Source organism: Phocaeicola abscessus CCUG 55929 (genome assembly GCF_000312445.1).
GTDB classification, from domain to species: Bacteria; Bacteroidota; Bacteroidia; order Bacteroidales; family Bacteroidaceae; genus Phocaeicola; species Phocaeicola abscessus.
Genome location: NZ_HE997184.1, coordinates 349018 through 370030 on the forward strand (window position 1 = coordinate 349018; position 21013 = coordinate 370030).

Annotated in this window: 17 protein-coding genes and 1 tRNA gene; 10 read left to right on the forward strand and 8 right to left on the reverse strand. The window is 45.6% G+C overall.

What is annotated here, in order from left to right; genetic code table 11:
• Window positions 1–169 precede the first annotated feature (169 nt).
• The 3 genes from dnaE to BN102_RS07940 all read left to right on the forward strand — a co-directional run bounded on the left by dnaE (window position 170) and on the right by BN102_RS07940 (window position 4725).
• Window positions 170–3967 carry a DNA polymerase III subunit alpha gene (gene dnaE, locus BN102_RS07930; protein WP_021311680.1) on the forward strand — a complete coding sequence of 1266 codons (3798 nt, stop codon included), beginning with the start codon at window positions 170–172 and terminating at the stop codon, window positions 3965–3967.
• 86 nt (window positions 3968–4053) lie between these two features.
• On the forward strand, window positions 4054–4368 hold the full coding sequence (trxA, locus tag BN102_RS07935; protein WP_019208590.1) for a thioredoxin: 315 nt from the start codon (window positions 4054–4056) through the stop codon (window positions 4366–4368).
• 24 nt (window positions 4369–4392) lie between these two features.
• Window positions 4393–4725, forward strand: coding sequence for a hypothetical protein (locus BN102_RS07940; protein ID WP_019208591.1), 333 nt, complete (start codon window positions 4393–4395; stop codon window positions 4723–4725).
• 74 nt (window positions 4726–4799) lie between these two features.
• Here BN102_RS07940 and BN102_RS10755 read toward each other — a convergent pair whose 3' ends face one another.
• The 8 genes from BN102_RS10755 to BN102_RS07975 form a co-directional block, all read right to left on the reverse strand.
• The gene (locus BN102_RS10755) at window positions 4800–5018 is read right to left on the reverse strand and encodes an immunity 17 family protein (RefSeq protein ID WP_198006555.1); all 219 of its coding nucleotides are present in this window, start codon (window positions 5016–5018) and stop codon (window positions 4800–4802) included.
• On the reverse strand, window positions 5018–5443 hold the full coding sequence (gene tsaE, locus BN102_RS07945; protein ID WP_019208593.1) for a tRNA (adenosine(37)-N6)-threonylcarbamoyltransferase complex ATPase subunit type 1 TsaE: 426 nt from the start codon (window positions 5441–5443) through the stop codon (window positions 5018–5020). Before tsaE ends, BN102_RS10755 begins: the two co-directional genes overlap by 1 nt.
• Window positions 5444–5455: 12 nt before the next feature.
• Complete coding sequence (locus BN102_RS07950) at window positions 5456–6280, reverse strand: metal ABC transporter permease (RefSeq protein ID WP_036787747.1); 825 nt, start codon at window positions 6278–6280, stop codon at window positions 5456–5458.
• Window positions 6281–6283: 3 nt separating this feature from the next.
• The gene (locus BN102_RS07955) at window positions 6284–6718 is read right to left on the reverse strand and encodes a hypothetical protein (RefSeq protein WP_019208595.1); all 435 of its coding nucleotides are present in this window, start codon (window positions 6716–6718) and stop codon (window positions 6284–6286) included.
• A gap of 3 nt (window positions 6719–6721) precedes the next feature.
• Complete coding sequence (locus BN102_RS07960; protein WP_019208596.1) at window positions 6722–7960, reverse strand: 3-phosphoshikimate 1-carboxyvinyltransferase; 1239 nt, start codon at window positions 7958–7960, stop codon at window positions 6722–6724.
• A gap of 731 nt (window positions 7961–8691) precedes the next feature.
• Window positions 8692–8764 (reverse strand) — tRNA-Lys (locus BN102_RS07965).
• A gap of 125 nt (window positions 8765–8889) precedes the next feature.
• Window positions 8890–10023 carry an AI-2E family transporter gene (locus tag BN102_RS07970; RefSeq protein ID WP_019208597.1) on the reverse strand — a complete coding sequence of 378 codons (1134 nt, stop codon included), beginning with the start codon at window positions 10021–10023 and terminating at the stop codon, window positions 8890–8892.
• 20 nt (window positions 10024–10043) lie between these two features.
• Window positions 10044–10661 carry a thymidine kinase gene (locus BN102_RS07975; protein WP_021311721.1) on the reverse strand — a complete coding sequence of 206 codons (618 nt, stop codon included), beginning with the start codon at window positions 10659–10661 and terminating at the stop codon, window positions 10044–10046.
• A 261-nt stretch (window positions 10662–10922) separates the two neighbouring features.
• Between BN102_RS07975 and rsmI the strand changes: the two genes are divergently transcribed.
• From rsmI to BN102_RS11035, 7 genes are all read left to right on the forward strand, one after another.
• A complete protein-coding gene (gene rsmI, locus BN102_RS07980) occupies window positions 10923–11603 on the forward strand; it encodes a 16S rRNA (cytidine(1402)-2'-O)-methyltransferase (RefSeq protein WP_019208599.1) in 681 nt (226 codons plus the stop codon).
• A gap of 21 nt (window positions 11604–11624) precedes the next feature.
• Entirely contained in the window at window positions 11625–12470 is an 846-nt protein-coding gene (locus BN102_RS07985) for a Cbp1 family collagen-binding glycoprotein adhesin (protein ID WP_021311706.1), read from the forward strand.
• Window positions 12471–12550: 80 nt separating this feature from the next.
• The gene (locus BN102_RS07990; RefSeq protein WP_019208601.1) at window positions 12551–13243 is read left to right on the forward strand and encodes a YjjG family noncanonical pyrimidine nucleotidase; all 693 of its coding nucleotides are present in this window, start codon (window positions 12551–12553) and stop codon (window positions 13241–13243) included.
• Window positions 13244–13605: 362 nt separating this feature from the next.
• Window positions 13606–16818, forward strand: coding sequence for a SusC/RagA family TonB-linked outer membrane protein (locus tag BN102_RS07995; protein ID WP_198006556.1), 3213 nt, complete (start codon window positions 13606–13608; stop codon window positions 16816–16818).
• Between the two features lie 18 nt (window positions 16819–16836).
• Window positions 16837–18522: a RagB/SusD family nutrient uptake outer membrane protein gene (locus BN102_RS08000; RefSeq protein WP_019208603.1), complete on the forward strand. Its 1686-nt coding sequence runs from the start codon at window positions 16837–16839 to the stop codon at window positions 18520–18522.
• A gap of 19 nt (window positions 18523–18541) precedes the next feature.
• Window positions 18542–19420, forward strand: coding sequence for a hypothetical protein (locus tag BN102_RS08005; RefSeq protein WP_019208604.1), 879 nt, complete (start codon window positions 18542–18544; stop codon window positions 19418–19420).
• Window positions 19421–20651: 1231 nt separating this feature from the next.
• Window positions 20652–21013: OmpA family protein (locus BN102_RS11035; RefSeq protein WP_483466385.1), on the forward strand; the 362-nt coding region annotated here is incomplete at its 3' end.

Genomic DNA, 21013 nt, shown 5'->3' on the forward strand with positions numbered 1-21013 from the left:
ACCGGACAAAAATAAAGTTATTTTAGTCAATGTGCAAATAAAAAAGGAGGTAAATAAGCATCCGAATGATTTTTCCGTTGTCCATGCAGATTGTTCATAACTTCTTCGGCAACTTTTTGCAGGTTAACGCAAAGAGACTTACCTTTGGATAGTTATCTTAACGGAAATTATGCAAGATTTTGTTCATTTACATGTCCACACCCAGTACTCTATACTCGATGGGCAGGCATCTATATCGCGTTTGGTAAATAAAGCTGTGGCAAACGGAATGAGAGGCATGGCCGTCACCGATCATGGCGACATGTTCGGGATTAAAGAATTCTTCGACTATTGTAATAAAGTAAATGCCCAACTGAAGAAAGAAGGAAAAGCGCCTTTCAAACCCATCTTCGGTTGTGAAATGTACGTCGCCCGGCATCGCAAGGAAGACAAGCTCAAGGAAAACGGCGATAACAGCGGTTATCATTTGATCGTATTGGCGAAGAACCCACAAGGTTATAAGAATCTTATCAAACTGGTGTCTCGTTCATGGGTGGATGGGTATTATTATCGCCCGCGTACGGATCGGCATGATCTGGAAATGTTCCACGAAGGCTTGATCGTTTGTTCGGCCTGTATTGCGGGAGAAGTTCCCTCGAAGATTTTAAATGGCGACATGGAAGGCGCCCGCGAAGCGATAGCGTGGCACCGCCGTTTGTTCGGCGAAGATTATTATCTGGAACTTCAGCGTCACGAGGTGAAAGACCCTCATATACGGGCTAATCGAGAGACTTTTCCCTTGCAACAGAGAGTGAATAAGGAATTGATTAAACTGGCGAAAGAATACGGGATCAAATTAGTATGTACCAACGATTGTCATTTCGTCGATCAGGAAAATGCGGAGGCTCACGACCATCTGTTGTGCCTGTCAACCGGAAAGGATTTGGATGATCCGAACCGCCTGCTTTACAGCAAGCAGGAATGGTTCAAGACGAGGGAGGAGATGTACGAGATTTTCAACGATATGCCCGAAGCTCTCGCTAACACCTTAGAGGTGCTGGATAAGGTAGAAACGTATGATATCGATATGGATCCCATCATGCCTTTTTTCCCCATTCCCGAAGAGTTTGGAACAGAGGAAGATATCCGTAAAAAGTACACCGATCGGCAACTCTATGACGAGTTTACGAGCGATGAAAACGGAGAAAACCAAATGGATCCGGAAGAGGGCACGAAGAAAATTGCTCACTTGGGAGGATATGACAAGCTCTACCGCATTAAATTCGAAGCGGAATATCTGGCGAAGCTGGCTTATGACGGAGCGAAAAAGTTTTACGGTGATCCCGTGCCGCAGGATATAATAGACCGAATTAAATTTGAACTGCACATCATGAAGACGATGGGGTTTCCGGGATACTTCCTCATCGTGCAGGATTTTATCAATGCAGCCCGCACCGAACTGGGAGTAATGGTAGGACCCGGACGGGGCTCCGCCGCAGGCTCGGTGGTGGCCTATTGTTTGGGAATAACCCGAATAGAGCCAACCAAGTACGACCTTCTGTTCGAACGATTCTTGAATCCCGACCGTATCTCTTTGCCGGATATCGATACCGATTTCGATGACGAAGGCCGCGGGAAAGTGCTCAACTGGGTGGCCGATAAATACGGCCATGAGAACTGCGCACACATCATTACCTATAGTAGCATGGCAACCAAGAATTCGATCAGAGATGTCGCCCGAGTGGAGAAATTGCCGTTGGAAGAATCGAACCGCCTGTGTAAGGAAATTCCCGACAGGCTGCCGGACGGGTTGAAAATGAATCTGACGAATGCGATCAAGTGCGTACCCGCTCTGCAGGAGGCCGAAGTGTCACAGAATGAAAGGTTGAGGAATACCATCGAATATGCCAAGATGTTGGAGGGCACTATTCGCGGGACAGGTATCCATGCTTGCGGCTTCATTATTTGCCGGGACCCGATTAGCGATTGGGTGCCACTATCTACGGCGGACGACCCAGATTTCCCCGGACAAAAGACAAACTGTACGCAATACGACGGACACGTGATAGAGTCTACCGGATTAATCAAAATGGACTTCTTGGGATTGAAAACGCTCTCGGAGTTGAAAGAAGCCGTACAAAATATTCGTGATACGAGAGGAGTGGAGATAGATGTCGATACCGTCCCGATCGATGATCCGTTAACTTATAAACTTTATCAGGAAGGCAGGACGATCGGCACCTTCCAGTTCGAATCGCCCGGCATGCAGAAGTACCTGCGCGAGTTGCACCCCACGGTCTTCGAAGATCTGATCGCCATGAACGCCCTATATCGACCGGGACCGATGGATTATATCCCTGATTTTATCGCCCGTAAGCGAAATCCTTCCCTGATAAAGTACGATATTCCCTGTATGGAGCATTATCTGAAAGATACGTACGGCATCACGGTGTATCAGGAACAGGTCATGTTGCTAAGCCGTCAGTTGGCCAATTTTACGCGAGGACAGAGCGATACGCTGCGCAAGGCCATGGGCAAGAAAAAAATCGACCAGATGAACGAGTTGGAGAAACTCTTCTACGAAGGTGGCAAGAAGAACGGACATCCGTACGAGGCTCTCAACAAGATCTGGGAAGATTGGAAGAAATTCGCTTCTTACGCATTCAACAAGAGTCATGCCACCTGCTATTCGTGGGTAGCCTATCAGACGGCTTATCTAAAGGCACATTATCCCGCCGAATTTATGGCTGCGATCATGAGCCGCAGAAAGAACGACATCAAGGAAATCACGAAACTAATGGACGAATGCAAATCACTGGGTATCCCGACATTAGGTCCGGATGTGAACGAGAGTCGGCTGAAGTTCAGCGTAAATCAAAAAGGAGAAATCCGTTTCGGACTCGGTGCGATTAAAGGCGTAGGCGAGGCGGCGGTAGCATCCATCATCACGGAACGGAAGAAAAACGGCGCGTACAAGGATATCTTCGATTTCATTCAACGGGTAAATCTTTCCGCTTGCAATAAGAAGACGATCGAGAGCTTGGCTTTAGCAGGTGCTTTCGACAGCTTCGGCGAGATTTGCCGGGAAGTTTTTTTTGAAAAAAACACGAAGGGAGAACCTTTCAGCGATGTTTTAGTCCGTTATGGAACGAAATACCAAATGGATAAATCCGCCTCCCAGAACTCGTTGTTCGGAGATATAGGAGGGGTAGATATCGCTACGCCGGAAATTCCTCAAGCTCCGGTCTGGTCGGATCTGGAGCGACTAAATAAGGAACGGGAACTGGTCGGCATTTATCTCTCGGCTCATCCGCTGGACGAGTTCTCGATCATCCTCGACAACGTTTGTAACGTTCGTTTGAACGAATTGAACGATTTGACGCCTTTTTACGACAAAGATATCACAGTGGGCGGAATCGTTACGGACGTTAAGGAAATGACGACCCGAAAAGGCAATCCGATGGGAAGAGCAAAGGTAGAAGATTACAGCGGTTCGTACGAGTTCGTATTCTTCGATCGCGACTGGATCGACAAGAAAAACTATTTTGCCAAAGGAATGTTCCTCTTCATGCGCGGACGTTGCCAGCCAAGAAAGTGGCAGAAGGATCTGTACGAGATCGTCATAAACACGATCGAACTCTTGCCTGACGTGAAGGATAATCTCATTCAAAAACTGACGGTTCAGTTACCCTTATCGGTCATCGATAAAGATTTTATTGCAGAGTTTTCGGAACAGACCGAACAGAATCCGGGACCTACGGAACTTTGTTTTTCCATCTTCGACAACGACCGTATCGCACAGGTGACGATGGTTTCGAAGAAAGCCAGAATATCGGTACGGAAGGAGCTGATAGATTTCTTAGACGGTCGCCCCAACATCGACTATCAGATTAACGACAGCCTGACGAAAGCAGAAAAGATGAAACGGCTTACGAAGAACGAAGAGATACATGCAGAAGTAGCAGAGGTGGAAGAAGAAATCTCATAAGCGAGAAAATAATTTTGCAGTAAAGATGAATGGCACTATTTTTGTAAAAACCAAAGAGAATCGTATAACATTAAATATAAAGAGTGATGGCATTAGAGATTAACGATAACAATTTTGAGGAAATCTTGAAAGGTGACAAACCTGTAGTGATTGACTTCTGGGCTCCCTGGTGTGGCCCCTGTAAAAAAATCGGACCGGACATCGAAGCCCTGGCCGAACAATATGCCAACCGGATTACCGTAGGCAAGTGCAACGTGGACGAAAACGATAACCTGACACTCAAATTCAGTATTCGTAACATTCCTACCGTTTTATTCGTCAAAAACGGAAATGTAGTCGACAAGATGGTCGGTGCAGCCCCTAAGGCAACTTTCGAAGAGAAATTCAAAGCATTGCTTTAACGTACGATTTAACTGTTTCTGAACATGGCACAGGACAACGATTTTTTGCTAGAGGATGCGGAAGACGATGTAAAAACCATCGAATACATTAAGGACTACCTTCCTCAGGATTTAAAAAATAAATTCTCAGAAGAAGATTTGTACTATATAGTGGACGTGATCACCGATTACTATGCTAATAGCGGCATTTTGGATCAGAAACCGGATAAAGACGGTTACATTGCTATTGATCAGGATGCTATCGTAGCGTATATCCTTGCAGCAGCCGAGAAAGACGGTATGGGACCTTATGAGGCCGACGATGTTTTCTTCGTGGTACAGGGCGAAGCCGAGTACGCAGAGAAGAGCGAAGAATAAGTCTAAATTGGGAGGAGAGAGAGCCGATTTGCTTGGTGAGCGAAGGAATCTCTCTTTCTATTTCCCGTGAACATTTACATCTTTCGTACGGCGATGAAAAAGACGACGCCTACGGCGATAAAGACAAACCCTAAGAGTCCGTAGAGTAGGCGTGCTCGTTGCCGCCCTGCATGCCGAACGACATATTGCGAGTTATGCGCAGAGAAAAACCATTCCCAGTTAAAAACAGCTGCGAGGACGGCGATTGCCCCTACCACTACAAAAAGACCTTGGAGGACATAATGCATTCCCATCAGCTCGGATCTCCCATCTGAACCGATCGACTGCCGTCAGGCTCTTCCGTAATTTCCACACGGACTGCATCTCCTGGCAGGAGATCGTCTATCAATTCTGGCCATTCGATAAAACAGCGGGCTCCGCTGTATAAATAATCCTCATACCCCATGTCGTACACCTCTTCCAATTTTTTGATACGGTAGAAATCGAAGTGATAGATCAGTTCGGCCGTAGTCTCCGAGCAATATTCGTTCACGATAGCGAAGGTCGGCGAATTGATGACGTCGGCCACGCCTAACTCTTCGCAAATGGCTTTGATGAAAGTCGTCTTGCCTGCTCCCATTTTTCCGTAGAAAGCAAAGACCGTACGCTCTCCCATGGCGGCGACGAATTGTCGCGCGCTCTCGCGGACCATATCCAAAGATGGTATGTCGATTTTCATGATGTATATTGTTTACTTCGATTTCGCACAAATATAAATGCTTTTCCCCGTTCTGCAAAACGCATAGATTAAAATCGAAAAAAAGATAATGGTCGCCCCCGAGGGCACCTGCAGGTAGTAAGCGATGAGCAGGCCACCCGTGCAGCTAAAGAATCCGATAACGACTGATATGCCGATGAGTTGCCTGAATCGATGCGTGAAGAGGTTGGAGGTAATCTGCGGAACTGTCAGCAGCGAGATGGCTAACACGATGCCCACCATCCGCAAGCAGGCCACGATGGTCAGGGCGATAAACAGCATCAGCAGATATTCGAACAGGATCACGGGCAAATGTTGAGTGCGCGCGAACTGACGGTCGAACGCAATCGTAAGGATAGGGTGGAGGAACAAGGCGAAGAAAAGTATCAATCCACAAGAAAGAACGGCCAGAATGAGAATATCCGCAGACGTGATGGTCAGGATATTGCCGAATAAATAGGTCGACAGGTCGGGGGTGAAACCCGGCGTCAAGTAACTAAAGATGATGCCAACGGCCATCCCGAATGCCCAGAGCACGGCGATGGCCGAATCTTCCCGCATATCTTGCCGTTTGCTCAGCCACGTTACGCCAAAGGCTGAAAAAACAGCGAATACGGCAGCCCCCAAGATCGGCGGGATGCCGGCGTAAAGTCCAATACCAATACCGCCAAAAGAGGCGTGGGTGATACCCCCGCTGATGAAGACCAGGCGCCTCGTCACGATATAAGTGCCAATGATCCCACATGAGATGCTGGTCAACAGACAGCCGATCAGAGCATGTTGGAAAAACGTATAGCGAAGCAATTCGAACATATCCATCATTCAGCGTCTCGTTTGGTCGTTTATCAGCAGATAAAATTCGTCTTTCAGCTGGTCAGGCACATGGATACCCCTGAGTTCGAGGCTGCGATTCCATCCGGGCACGTCGGATTCCGGGCAGGTATAGAGTATCTCCCTAAACTCGGCGATCTCTTCTTCCGTATAGCTATCCGAAGGGCGCTCTTTGAAGCGGTCGAGTTCTTCGTCGTCGTAATAGATGACAGCGGTCGTCGCCTTTTGCAGTATACAGTCCAGTCCACATCCTGTCGTTCCTGCAGCGGGACGACAAGCGTTGCACTCTTCCTGTTCGACGATGATATCCGGTACTTTTGTCCCTTCGCCCGAAGCGATCTTTCGATTGATCTGCCGTTCGTAGATATAGCCCGAGACGGCCGCAATGCCCGTTATCGTTATCAGCAATAGCATCAGTACCCCCATATCTCAGCCCTCCTCTATCGTAAAGCCTGCGTGTCTCAACTCTTCCCAATAGCGCGGATAGGATTTGGAGACCACTTCGGGATGATTGATCCGAATTCCCGGAACGACCAGACTGGCCGGAGCAAAAGCCATCGCCATTCGGTGGTCGTCGTAAGTATCGATGATTGCCGTCGATGCGTCGCAACGCGTTCCTTCCCAGCGGAGCTCAGCACCTCCGACTTCGGAGAGTACATAACCTAACTTCCTCGCCTCGACCGTTAAGGCTATCAGGCGGTCGGTTTCCTTGATTCTCAGGCTTTGCAAACCGGTAAAAACGAACGGGACGCCCGACAGCAAGCACGTGACAACGAGAGTCTGAGCCAGGTCAGGTTGGTTGGCAAAGTCGTATTCGAAGCGGGAGGGGAGCCCCCCCGTCCTTCTCAATCTGACGGTATAACCGTCGAATTCGGTGGAAACACCCAACCGGTCAAATAGTCGAACTACCTCGCGATCTCCTTGCCTGCTATCTCGAAGCAATCCGTTCAGGGTAATCTCCGTCTCGGCGGAACGCGACAGAGCAACCGTTTCGTACCAGTAAGAGGCGGCACTCCAGTCGTTCTCTACTGTAAACGCTACGGAACGATACGGACGGGGCTTTACCATCAGTACGGTCTCGTCCGTCCAGTCAGCTTCGGCGCCGAATTGTCTCATGAGGTTGAGCGTAAGGTCGATGTAAGGTTTCGAGACGACGGTTCCCGTCAATCGAAGGGTCAGACCGTTTTTCAGATACGGGCCGATCAGCAACAGGGCAGAGATATATTGTGAACTGACATCTCCGGGCAATTCAATTTTGTCGTCGCTCCACAGGCCACTTGGTTGTCCGATAATTCGCAGCGGAGGATAACCTTCCTTATCGACATAATCGATACGAGCGCCCAAAGTGCGGAGAGCATCTACCAAAAGCTTGATCGGACGATGTTTCATCCGTTCCGTCCCTGTCAGAAGATGTGTTCCCGGAGCGAATGAGAGGTAGGCAGTAAGAAAGCGCATGGCCGTTCCCGCTGCGTGAATATCGATCTCGCGCGGCATTTCCTTCAGAGCGCGGAGCATGACCTGCGTATCGTCGCCCTCAGAGAGGTTGGACGGTATATATGCCCCTTCGCTCAGTGCGTGAATGATCAGCACCCTGTTGCTGATGCTCTTTGACGCGGGAAGCCGTATAGAAGAACGGATAAAATCCGGAGCCTTTATGCTGTAATGCATATTCGTTAATTTGAGGTGTAAAGATACGACAATTCTGCTAAATTAGCATGAATTGGCCACCATTTTATTTCATTTCCCGGCTTTACTTGGAACGCTCCTCCTCTCGCGATTATCCACCACACGAATATGCCTTTTACTGGGCAGGGTTCCCGGCGTGGAATGGAATATTCCGGATCATCATCGCCACGAATATGCCTTTTACTGGGCAGGGTTCCCGGCAAGCAACCCTACTTGCCGGAACGAGTAGAAAGATAACGCTTGTAGATATCGTATATTTTACCCGACCACATTCACAGAACCGAAGCACACCCCCGATAGGGATTGAAAAACAAAGTGGTGGAGCACCGTTCGGCGATTAACAGTGGGCACACATTCTCGTCAGGTTCACGCGTCGACTGTCTTTTCACGATTCATTAACTAATGTGTTGCGTGCGTTGGAGTGTCCGCCTCCGGCATTCTCCCCCATGCAGTAAGAGGCTCTGATTCCACATGTGACGATTTTTGAAGAGATTATTGCTGAAATCAAGATTGACTTGATAAATCAAAAAGAAATTTAAGGTTTAGGCCTGTTGGGGTTCAGTAGGAAAACCTCTACCATTAAACATATATCCGTGTTTATACGTTAGAAGTAATTTCATTTTGCGATTTATAGTAAATATTCGGTACGAATTATAAATCGAAAGCACGCTGTACTCCTTGGATTTATCTCACCGGTAAGTGGACTTAAGACGTGATCCGCTTGGGGCTCGAACCCAAGACCCCAACATTAAAAGTGTTGTGCTCTACCTGCTGAGCTAGCGAATCTCCTTCATAACTATCAGTGCTTTTCTTTTCAGAAAACGGTGCAAATGTAGCGCATTCTCTTTGATCGTGCAAATATTCGTCGCACTTTTTTGAATTTATTTTCTCTACCCGTTACGACCAGATCGTTACGAGAGGATACCCTCTTCTTTTTCTGTTTTCGAGAGAAGCGGCTTTTCTTCTTTTTTATTCCCTTCCTTAAGAATATATCGTTTATAATAAGCGATCAGCAAACTGGTCAGGGGCAAGGCAATGATCATACCGACTATTCCCATCAGCGATCCCCATATCGACAGAGAAAGTAAAATGATAGCCGGATTCAATCCCATCGCTTTCCCCATCACCTTAGGAGTAATAATCATGTCTTGTATGACTTGTACGACACAGAATACGGATATAGCAAGGAAAAGTATCCACCAGAAGTTCTGCCCTGTATCCGCCGCTTTCAATAAAGCGAGAAGAATCGTTGGAATCAAAGCGATCAGCTGCAGGTATGGGACCATGTTCAACAAGCCGATAAAGAGCCCGAAGCCGATAGCTAAAGGAAAATCAATAATTAGAAAACCTATGCAAAACAAGATTCCTACACAAGTTGCAACTAATGCCTGACCGCGGAAATAGCGATTCATACCGTCTTTTACATCATTGAAAATCTGCTGGGTAATATCGCGTTTCTTGCTCGGAATGAATTTGATCCATCCGTTGGATATGGTTTCATAATCCAATAGGATGAAAAACATATATAACAACACGATGAATGAAGCGAAGATACTGAAAAGGACATTCATTGAACCTTCGAGGAAGGCCCACAACTGAGGTATTCCTTTTTGGATGATCTTCCCTACGTTTTCAAGGTTGAGCGCTTCCTGTACCTTCTCCATGTCTACGTATTCTTTGATGAAATTAACCACTGTTCCGGGAATATCCGCCTGTTTGGTACCTTCGATGAAATAAGCGGTAATCAGGTCTTTTACTTTCGAGAATTCATCGATCAACGGAGGGAGCACTCCCCAAACTACGAGTCCAAATACAGCCATGAAGAGCAGCATTACCATGATGATAGCAAGGATACGGCTACGCAACCGCAGTTTATATTGAAAGAATTTTACGAAAGGATAAAGCAAATAAGCGATCAACCAGGCAATAAAGAACGGCAGGAGCACTCCGCTCAGCTTGTTGATGAGATAGAGTACAAAAATTATGACGATCCCCGTGAGAACACCGCGAACAAACAAATCAAACGTTATCTTCTTCCGTACCATCTTGGTATATTTATTATGTATCAAGGATTATCTTCCCGTTTCTCGCTTTCTTCCGCCTCTTTCATAGCTCTTTGATAACAGGTGCGACAGAGTGGTTCATATTTATCCTGTTCGCCCAATAATACACGCTTGTCACTTTTCGAAAGTCGATGCGAAAGATAAGCCAACCGCCCACATTTCACGCAGATAGCATGCACCTTTGTCACCTCGTCGGCAATGGCACAAAGTGCAGGAATAGGGCCGAATGGAATCCCTTTATAATCCATATCCAATCCGGCCACGATAACCCGAACGCCCTGATTAGCCAGTCGATTGCAAACGTCGATCAAGCCTCCATCAAGGAATTGGGCCTCATCGATACCGATGACATCTTTATCTGAAGAAAGCAGCAAGATGCTTCCGGAAGACTCTATCGGAGTGGAAGCGATGGCATTACTGTCGTGCGAAATTACGTCTACCTCCGAATAGCGGGTATCGATAGACGGTTTGAATATCTCGACGTGCTGTCGCGCGAATTTCGCTCGTTTAAGCCGCCGAATAAGTTCTTCGGTCTTCCCTGAAAACATAGAGCCGCAAATAACTTCGATACGTCCCCTACGGCGAGTCTCATCTATTTGATCTTCTGAAAATTCAGACATACATTCCTCGTTTTATGTCTGTAAAGGTACGATATCGGTTTTAATTATCCGAGAAATGCCTTCTCTTTTTATTAATAAAATCATACAACACAAACGATTTGTGCAACATCTGTTAAAATATAGGCCGGTTTATAATTAGCATCATTAAAACCGACTATATTTGTATCATTGAAAATTAAGATGGGGTGGTTGGAACATTGCATCGCCTATTTATCACCCGTTTTTGCATTTGTTCCGGACTACTTTATTATTAAAAAAGTAATGGGAATGCTTTACGTTGTACCTACTCCGGTAGGAAATTTGGAAGACATAACGCTTCGGGCCATCAGAGTGCTTAAGGAAGTCGATTTAATCTTAGCCGAAGATACGCGTACTTCCGGCATCTTACTGAAACATTACGAGATAAAAAACGTACTGCTATCCCACCATATGTTTAATGAACATCAAACAACGGACAGTTTGATCGAACGACTGAAGACGGGAGAAACCATGGCATTAATTTCCGATGCGGGGACGCCGGGCATATCCGATCCGGGCTTTTTGTTGGTAAGAACATGTATACGCAACGGGATAGCAGTACAGTGCTTACCCGGTGCGACGGCTTTCGTCCCGGCCTTAGTGTCTTCCGGATTGCCAGATGACCGTTTCTGTTTCGAAGGATTCCTGCCACAGAAGAAAGGACGGCAAACTCGTCTGAATGCATTGAAAGAGGAAGAAAGGACGATGATTTTTTATGAATCACCGTTTCGCGTATTAAAAACATTGACACAATTCGCCGAAGTATTCGGGCCAGAACGAAAAGTAGCAATTTGCAGAGAAATCTCAAAAATACATGAAGAAAACGTTCGAGGCACATTGACTGAAGCGATCGCTCATTTTGAAAAAACCGAACCGCGTGGCGAGTTTGTCATTGTGCTCGGTGGAAAAGAAAAAATAAAGTAAGAAATTAAAATTAAATGCAAGATGAAAAAGATTGTATTATCGTCATTTATGACATTGGCACTGTTGACCTCATGCAACAACGGTGCGAAACAAAAAGAAATGAAAGCACAGAATGACTCGTTAATGGTTCAGTTGGCAAACAGAAACGCCGAATTGGATGATATCATGGGAGCATTCAATGAAGTTCAGGAAGGATTTCGCGAAATTAACGAGGCCGAGAAGCGGGTAGACCTATCGAATGGAGTTAGTGAAAAGAATACGGATCTTATCAAAGAGAATATCCGGTTCATCAGTGAGAAACTACAGACTAACCGCGACCAGATCGCCGAATTGCAGAAAAAATTGCAAGGCAGTACCTATCAATCGGCTCAACTCAAGAAAGCTATTGCCAATCTGACCCAAGAATTGCAAGCAAGAGAAAAACAAATAGAAGACTTGCAGGCAGAATTGGCAAGCAAAAACATCCGGATCACAGAATTAGACGATGCCGTTGCGATGCTCAGCGAGAACGTATCTAACCTGAAATCCGAAAACGAAGCAAAAGCTGTTACGGTGGCCAATCAAGATAAAGCGCTGAATGCGGCATGGTTCGTTTTCGGGACGAAATCCGAATTGAAAGATCAGAAGATCTTAGTCGACGGAGACGTATTAAAAAACAAAGATTTCAACAAGGATTACTTTACTCAGATCGATATCCGTACAGACAAATCTATCAGATTGTATTCCAAAAATGCAACTCTGCTGACCACTCATCCAGAAGGATCTTACTCGTTGGATAAGGATGATAAGGGACAGCTGACGCTAAATATCACCAAACCGAATGAATTCTGGAGCGTATCCCGTTATTTGGTTATCAAGGTAAAGTAAATTCATACGGATGGTGAAAAGAAATAAGACGGAGAGCGATACGGAAATAGCATCGCTCTCTTTTTTTTAAAAGATCAGCGATGTATAGAAGCATTTTTATCGATTTGGACAATACGGTCTGGGATTTCTCACAAAACTCCACGGATACATTTAGGGAGATATACGAGAAATATCATTTCGAACGATACTTCGACTCGTTTGAACAGTTCTTCGCTTTGTATAAGAAGAAAAATGAAGAACTTTGGATGAAATACGGAAATGGACAAATCACGAAAGACAACTTGAATGCTATCCGCTACGCATATCCCTTTCGGCAAGTCGACGCTTACGACGAAAAACTGATACACGCCTATACAGAAGATTATATGCGGCATATTGCTCTGAAAAAGAAATTGATGCCTCATGTTAGAGAAGCGTTGGAATATTTGCATGCTAACTATGACCTCTATATCCTGTCTAACGGCTTCCGCGAGCTACAGACGCAAAAGCTCCGTTCCAGCGGCGTAGAAAGATATTTTAAGAAAGTGATTCTTTCCGAAGATATTGGCGTTCATAAGCCTAATCCTATCATTTACAACTTCGCACTCTCATCTACACAGTCCATACTTTCCACCTCCATTATGATCGGAGACAGTTGGACGACAGACATGGCGGGGGCACAGCATGCAGGAATGGATCATATCTATTACAATACTCAGGGCGATTCTATCGTTCGCCGTCCCCGTCCGACCTACGAAATAAAAGAGTGGCTGGAAATAATGCGCATCCTTTAGTTGCTTCTATAACAGATGCGATCCTCACTCACAGTAGACTACAATAGCCGTTACAGACGGACAGATCTATTCCGAAATAAGGAATTAACAGTTAATTTATCATTGAAAAATTAGCATTTGATAATTAAAAAACCTTTCATTTGTTTTCGGATATAAAATGATAGAGCTTTGAGATTTCAAACAAATATCAACCTATTTTTAGTGTATAGATATAATTTTGAAAGCAGAAAACAGAAAAAACTTCTTTTATCTTCAAAAAAAGCACACAAACGATTGCATTTGTAGTTTTTATCCATAACTTTGCCACTCGTATTAAAACTAAATTATTTTAATTTAAAGTTAAACTTTAAGAGAAGTTATTTATGAAAAGAAAAGTAGTAATGTTTTTAACCTATCTATTTATAGGTATAGGTTTAGCGTCGGCACAAGTCAGAACGGTGAAAGGAAACGTTACATCGGCTGAAGACGGACTGCCGGTAGTTGGAGCTTCTGTAGTAGTCGACGGAACAACAGTAGGTACGGTCACCGATATCGACGGTAATTTCAGTATTTCTAACATGCCGATTTCAGCAAAGACTTTGACCGTTTCATACATTGGTATGAAAATGCAAAAAGTCGCCGTAAAGGCAAACTTAAAAATCGTTTTGGAAGCGGATACAGAGCAGCTTGAAGAAGTGATGGTCGTCGCCTTTGGTACCGCTAAAAAATCCGCATTTACCGGTTCGGCCGCCGTGGTAGGTAAAGAAGAAATAGCCAAACACGTTACCACCAATGTAGCTAACACATTGGTCGGTTCTGTCCCCGGCTTGCAGATGCGTGGCACAACCGGTCAACCAGGATCCGATGCCGGTAAGATTAAAATTCGTGGTATTGCATCGTTGTATGCAGGAGAGGATCCATTGGTCATTGTAGACGGAGCACCTTACACCGCTTCTCTCTCTAATATCAATCCCGACGATATAGAATCGGTATCAGTCTTGAAGGATGCTGCTTCTGCTGCCTTGTACGGAGCTCGCGGTGCTGCCGGGGTAATTATCATTACGACAAAGAAGGGATCTAACCACGATGCAATTGTCAGCTTCGATGCAAAGTGGGGTGCAAACTCTCGTGCCATTCAGGACTACGAGACAATTGATGATCCTGCTCAGTATTATGAAGCGTATTATGCTCAAGCTTATAACTATTATTTCTATGGACAAGGACTTTCGGCTGCTGCCGCCAATTTAAGTGCCAATAAAAGGACTTTAAGTGACTTGGTCTACCAGGCATATACAATTCCTTCGGGGGAACAACTCATAGGTATGAATGGGAAGATTAATCCTAATGCTACACTGGGATACCAGTACACCGGGGCCAACGGCACTACTTATTATATCACACCTGATAGCTGGAAAGATCTGGCTTACAGGACGGCATTGCGTCAGGAATATAATGTCAGTGTAAACGGAGGCAGCGATCGCTCCGCTTTCTATGCGAGTGCAGGTTATCTGAAAGAAGACGGTATTATCGAATATTCCGATTACGAACGGTTCAACTCTCGCTTCCGCGCAGAATATCAGGCAAAGGAATGGTTGAAAATGGGAGCTAACGTTTCGTTTACTCATTCCAATCAGAATTCGAATCCGAATTTAGATAAAAGTTCGTTGAACTCCACTAACATCATGTATTTTACATCAAGTATCGCTCCTATCTATCCTGCTTATGTCCGCACGGTACAGGACGGTCAAATTAGTATTGCTAAAGACGTCAATGGGAATAACCTTTACGACTTTGGTGTTCCTGCTACTAATTACTACGGCTTGTCCCGTCCGTTCCTAGCAACAGGTAACCCGCTCGGGGCTAACCAATACAATAAGATCACAACGAAAGGTAACCAATTAAACGGAACATTCAATGCCGATATCACATTTACACCATGGTTGAAAGCCAACATTCAGAGTACAGCCATTCTGGGGCAAACCAACTATTCAGACTATGAAAATCCGTTCTTTGGGCCGAAAGTGGTAACTAACGGCGAAATCCAAAAGTATTCTCAAACAGATTTCAGAACAAACCATGTTCAGACATTGAATTTTTTGAAAGACTTTGGAATGCATAGCCTAAAAATATTAATCGGTCACGAATACTATAAATTGCGTAGAAAGTATTTGTGGGCTAAGGCAACAGGCGGTTTTACTCCGGCTATTAAAGAAATCAACGGTTTTGCTACTAAAGCGGATTCACAGTCTTATACAACTAAATACAATGTCGAAGGTTGGTTCGGCAATGTAGAATATAACTATGCTGAAAAGTATTTCGGCTCTGCTTCTTATCGTCGCGATGCAACTTCCCGCTTTGCTAAAGAGCACCGTTGGGGTTCTTTCTGGTCGGTAGGCGGCGCCTGGATGTTGACAAAAGAAGACTTCATGAAAAATATGCCATGGATCGACATATTGAAGCTGAAGGTTTCTGTCGGTCAGCAAGGTAATGATAACATAGGTAACTGGGCTTATACGGATTTATATAAAATCTCTAAAGCGACAGATACTTCGATGTCACCTTCTTTCCATCAGGTAGGGAACCCGAATATCACTTGGGAAACGACGACGAACTTCAACGTAGGTTTAGAATTCGCCCTGTTTAAGAATCGTTTGAGCGGAACGATTGATCTTTATAACAAGAAGACTACCGACCTGTTGTTCTGGTTGTCCATTCCTGAGTCTGCCGGCTCTCGTGGTTATTATGGCAACATTGGTGATATCCGCAACCAAGGCATTGAACTTTCTTTAAATGGTGTCATTATCAAGACAAAAGATTTTGACTGGTTGGTTTCTGCCAATATCACGCACAACTCTACCAAAATTTTAAAATTGCCGGAAGCAAAGATTACTGAAAACGGCGGTTTTACTGAAACGAGCTTGTGGTATGAAGAAGGCGGTCCACTTTACAATGCATTTCGCCCCAAATACGCCGGTGTCAATGAAAAAGGGGAAGCTACTTATTGGGTGGATAAGTCGTTAAAAGGCGCCACAAACAAGCCCGGCCATAGTTATGACGAGGTGACAACTAATCCGAATGTAGCATCGAGATATGCATTAGGCTCGTTGCTTCCAAAGGCCTACGGCGGTTTCGGAACAACATTCCGTTGGAGAAGCGTTGACGCTTCCGTCCAGTTCGATTATCAATTAGGTGGTAAGATTTACGATTCCCGCTATCGGTCTTTGATGAATCCGTGCGAAACGTCAAACGATGCAGGCAAAGCTTTCCACAAGAACGTTCTGAAATCCTGGACTCCCAATAACACCGACAGTAGTATTCCACGCTGGCAATTGGGCGACCAGTATACGGCAGCTGCTTCAGACCGTTGGCTGACGAGTGCAAGTTATCTAAACTTCCAATCATTCACTATCGGTTATACGTTACCGAAGATCACCAAAGAAATCTCTAAGATCCGAATCTATGCAGCCGGCGAGAATCTTTACTTCTGGAGCGCTCGTAAGGGTTTGGATCCACGTTATTCTTACTCAACAACTGAAACAATTAATCAATACTCTCCTGTACGTAATATTTCAGGCGGTATACAGTTGACATTCTAAAGACAAGGAGACACATATATGAAAAAGATATTATCCATACTATTGGCTGTTGTATTAGTCGGAATTTTTACAACAAGCTGTATCGAACAATACGATCCGGAAGGTTACAGAACGGATAGTGACAAAGTTCTTATAACCATAAATCAGGCTTCCAATGCTCCCGGATCTTATGACAACTTCGTGAGTGCTACTACTTCAACTCTTTGCGGTCAGTTCACTTATAGCGGAAGCAAACATTATCCCCATGATTTCGGATATCCTTCATTTTTCCTGCAGCGCGATGTGATGGGGCAAGATATAGTCGCCAATGGCAATAATAACTGGTATGGTACCTGGTATTCCTGTGGTACAGGTCTTGGCCCGACTTATGCTACGTCTCAAATTCCTTGGACCTATTATTACGGTTGGATTAAGAACTGCAACAATGTACTTTCTTTAGCAGGTGAGGAACCCAGCGCTGATAAAGTGACCGGTGCAGGCATCGCTCATACTATGCGTGCCATGTTCTATATGGATTTGGCCCGGATGTATGCTCAGAAAACTTACGCTGCCGACAAATCTGCCGAGACAGTTCCTATCGTAACGCAGACGACTTCGCTGGCTGATCTGGCTAAAAATCCGCGCGCTACCAACGAAGCCATGTGGACATTGATCCTTTCTGATTTGGATGCTGCCGAGACCCAGTTGGCCAATTATAAACGCGACAACGTATATACTCCCGACTTGTCAGTAGTCTATGGTTTAAAGGCTCGCGCTTATCTGACGATGGAAGATTGGGCCAACGCTCAGAAGTATGCAAAGATGGCACAGAGCGGTTATACCCTTTTGACCGATGCCCAGTATAACGACCGTACTACAGGTTTCAATTCTCCGAACAATTCGTGGATGTTCGCTTGTACATTCAAATCGGACGACCCGAACATTCTGGAGAATGATGCCGATTCTTCGTGGGGATCAATCATGATCTCGGAAGTTGCTGCTTCCGGTTGCGGTTACTCCGCGAATTACGGTCAAAACATGTTGATCGACCGTCACTTGTACGAAACAATTCCTGCCACCGATTTTCGCAAGAAAGCATTCATCGATTTCAGTTTGGACAACATGGGAAAGAAAGAACAGATTGCAGCTTTAGCGGCTTATACCGATGATGCGGAAGGTATGTTTCAGACAGGACAGAATGCTGCTTCAAAGACTGTGGGCGGTATCACGGTAAAATTTCGCCCTAATAACGGCGAACACAAAAATCAACAAATAGCCTTTACCGTTGCAGTTCCTTTGATGCGTGTGGAAGAAATGTACCTGATCGAGGCAGAAGCTGCAGGTATGCAAAACGAATCGGCAGGTATTTCCCTTTTGACCACATTTGCTCAGACTCGCGATTCGGACTATAAATATGGTACTCACGGTTCAGAAGCTTACTACAACAGCAGTACTTCAAGTTTCCAGAACGAAGTTTGGTGGCAGCGTCGCGTAGAGCTTTGGGGGGAAGGTTTTGCCACGTTCGATATCAAACGTTTGCAAAAAGGTATTATTCGAAGCTACAAAGATACTTACCATGTGGAAGCTTCTCGTTGGAATGTTCAAAGCGTTCCGAATTGGATGAACTTATGTATCGTCCAAACCGAAACCAATTATAACACCGCTTGTACGAACAATCCGACTCCCATCAAGCCTACTTCTGATTCAGAAGAATACGTATGGTAATTTGTAAAACTTTTAAATAATGAAGAAAATGATGGAAAAATATATGAACAGATTACTCATAGCGCTTCTTGGAATGGCAACGATGAGTTCTTGTAAGGATGATGAAGGTACAGAACCAGGTAACGACAGTAATCCGAATATCGTATTATATCAGTATGCTGTTGAAAGTCCAAATGATCCTGATAATGATTCTGCTATCAGAATAGCGGTCAACAATAAAACTTCCGAAATATATTATCTGGCCGAACTTACAGCCAATGTCTCAGGACACGGTGCTACCGATGAAGCGTATGCCGACTACGTAGTTTCTAACGGAACAAAGGTCACGACTACCGCCGACGTTAATAACGGCGGTAACTATGCCGATGTCGTCGTTACAGGTATGAAAGGCGAATACACGATATCGGCCGTAGCTGTTTCAGGTAATAAAAAGGCCATTGCAAAGAAAACCTTCGTTGGCTTAGAATGGATTGACGTAGCTAACGGTACGTATAACTTTAGCGATAGAGCCCAGAGACGATTGGGAGTCGGAAAAAGTGTTGCTACTACTCTCCAATACCTGAAAACAAATGAAACAAAGTACCGTTTCAAAAACATCTATGGGGCAGGTCATTCGTTGATATTAATCAAAACGGATAAAACAGGTACCGACGATAACGATGCACTGCTGTTTTACCGAGTAGAAAATCAAACTACGCCGTTTAGCTATAGTACTTATGGCACTGTCAGCGTACGTGATCTGGGATATTGGCAGGATGATGACAGTTTCGCTTATGATCCGAAATACGGCTGTTTTGAATATACCGATAAGTTGAAAAGACATTTCACCATAACAATACAGTATCACGTATCGGCCGGTAATCTGGGCTATGGTACGGACAAATTCGTACCGGATTGACAGAAAGCTCTTACATCAAAGAAAAAGAGGATGAATCATAATCCATTATTTATGGTACATCCTCTTATTCTTTTGCACCCCAAAAGAAGTTCATCGAAAACGTGGCCGGATACGTCCTACAACGTGGCCGGATACGTCCTACAACGTGTCTGGATACGTCCTACAACGTAGCCGGATACGTCCTACAACGTAGCTGGATACGTCCCACAACGTAGCTGGATACGTCCTACAACGTGTCTGGATACGTCCCACAACGTAGCTGGATACGTCCTACAACGTGTCTGGATACGTCCCGGACCCCGTCGGCGAGGTTGTTTATCCCGTCGGACAGGTTGTACCACCTATCCGGATACGTCCGGGACGTCAAATTTGAGGTTGTACAACGTATCCGGCGGGGTTCGGGACGTATCCGGCGAGGTCCGGGACGTCGAATTTGAGGTTATCCAACGTATCCGACGGAGTTCGGGACGTATCCGGCGGGATCCGGGACGTATCCGACGGAGTTCGGGACGTATCCGGCGGGATCCGGGACGTATCCGGCGGGGTCCGGGACGTCAAATTTGAGGTTGTACAACGTATCCGGCGGGGTCCGGGACGTCGAATTTGAGGTTATCTAACGTATTCGGCGGGGTTCGAGACGTATCCGACGGGATCCGGGACGTATCCGGCGGGGTTCGAAACGTATCCGACGGGATCCGGAACGTATCCGGCCGCGTTTTCAGAACCGAAGACACAACCCCGATGGGGATTACCTTTCTATATATACTAACCGGTAACGATGATAATTCCGCTCTTTGTTCTCGGACTTAGGGGAAAAGCATTTTTAACTCTCGCCCGGTTAGCGGAAAAGTTGAAGAAACGTTAGCGGCTGTGTCGAAAATATCCTTTCCACACAGCCGCTAAAGGCTTATACGCACTTTCGTGCACACCTCTTGGTAAGAGGTGTACCGGACAAGATACTGGAAAACAGGACGTTCGAAGAGAATATACAAAAAAGACAAGGTACTCGCAGGACAGGGGGAAGGGATACCGTAAAAGCGGAAGAGAACAGGCCCCCGAACATCAAAATGCAATTATTTTTAAGAAATAATACATTTTTTTGTCCAAAGACTTGTACAGGTAAAATAAAAGCATTAATCTTGCGGAAAATTTAGCGCAGATACCTACCTCTTACCAAGAGGTGTGCATCTGCCAAGCCTATGGAATCATGTATAATGCATCCTCCTTTCTCATGAAACGACTTTTGTCGTTTCTGCTCTTCCTGTCCTGTCTCGGGTATGCTCGTGGTCAGGAAGTCGACACGCGCCGGGGCACGGACTCCGTGCGCGTCTATTTTCGTTTAGGCGATGCTCGCCTGGACCCCTATTTTCGTGATAACGGCGCTCGCATCCGCGCCTTCACGGATCGTTTCAGAACCCTCCTGCAGGACCCTGTTCGTCGCATCCGCGGCCTGAGGGTGACCGCCGGTGCCTCTCCCGAGGGGAGTACCGAACTGAACCAACGCCTCTCCGAACGGCGCGCTGAGGCCATACGCAGACTGGTCTCCGACTATTTCCCCCACGAGTTCGGCTGGCTCTCCACCGTTCCCAAGGG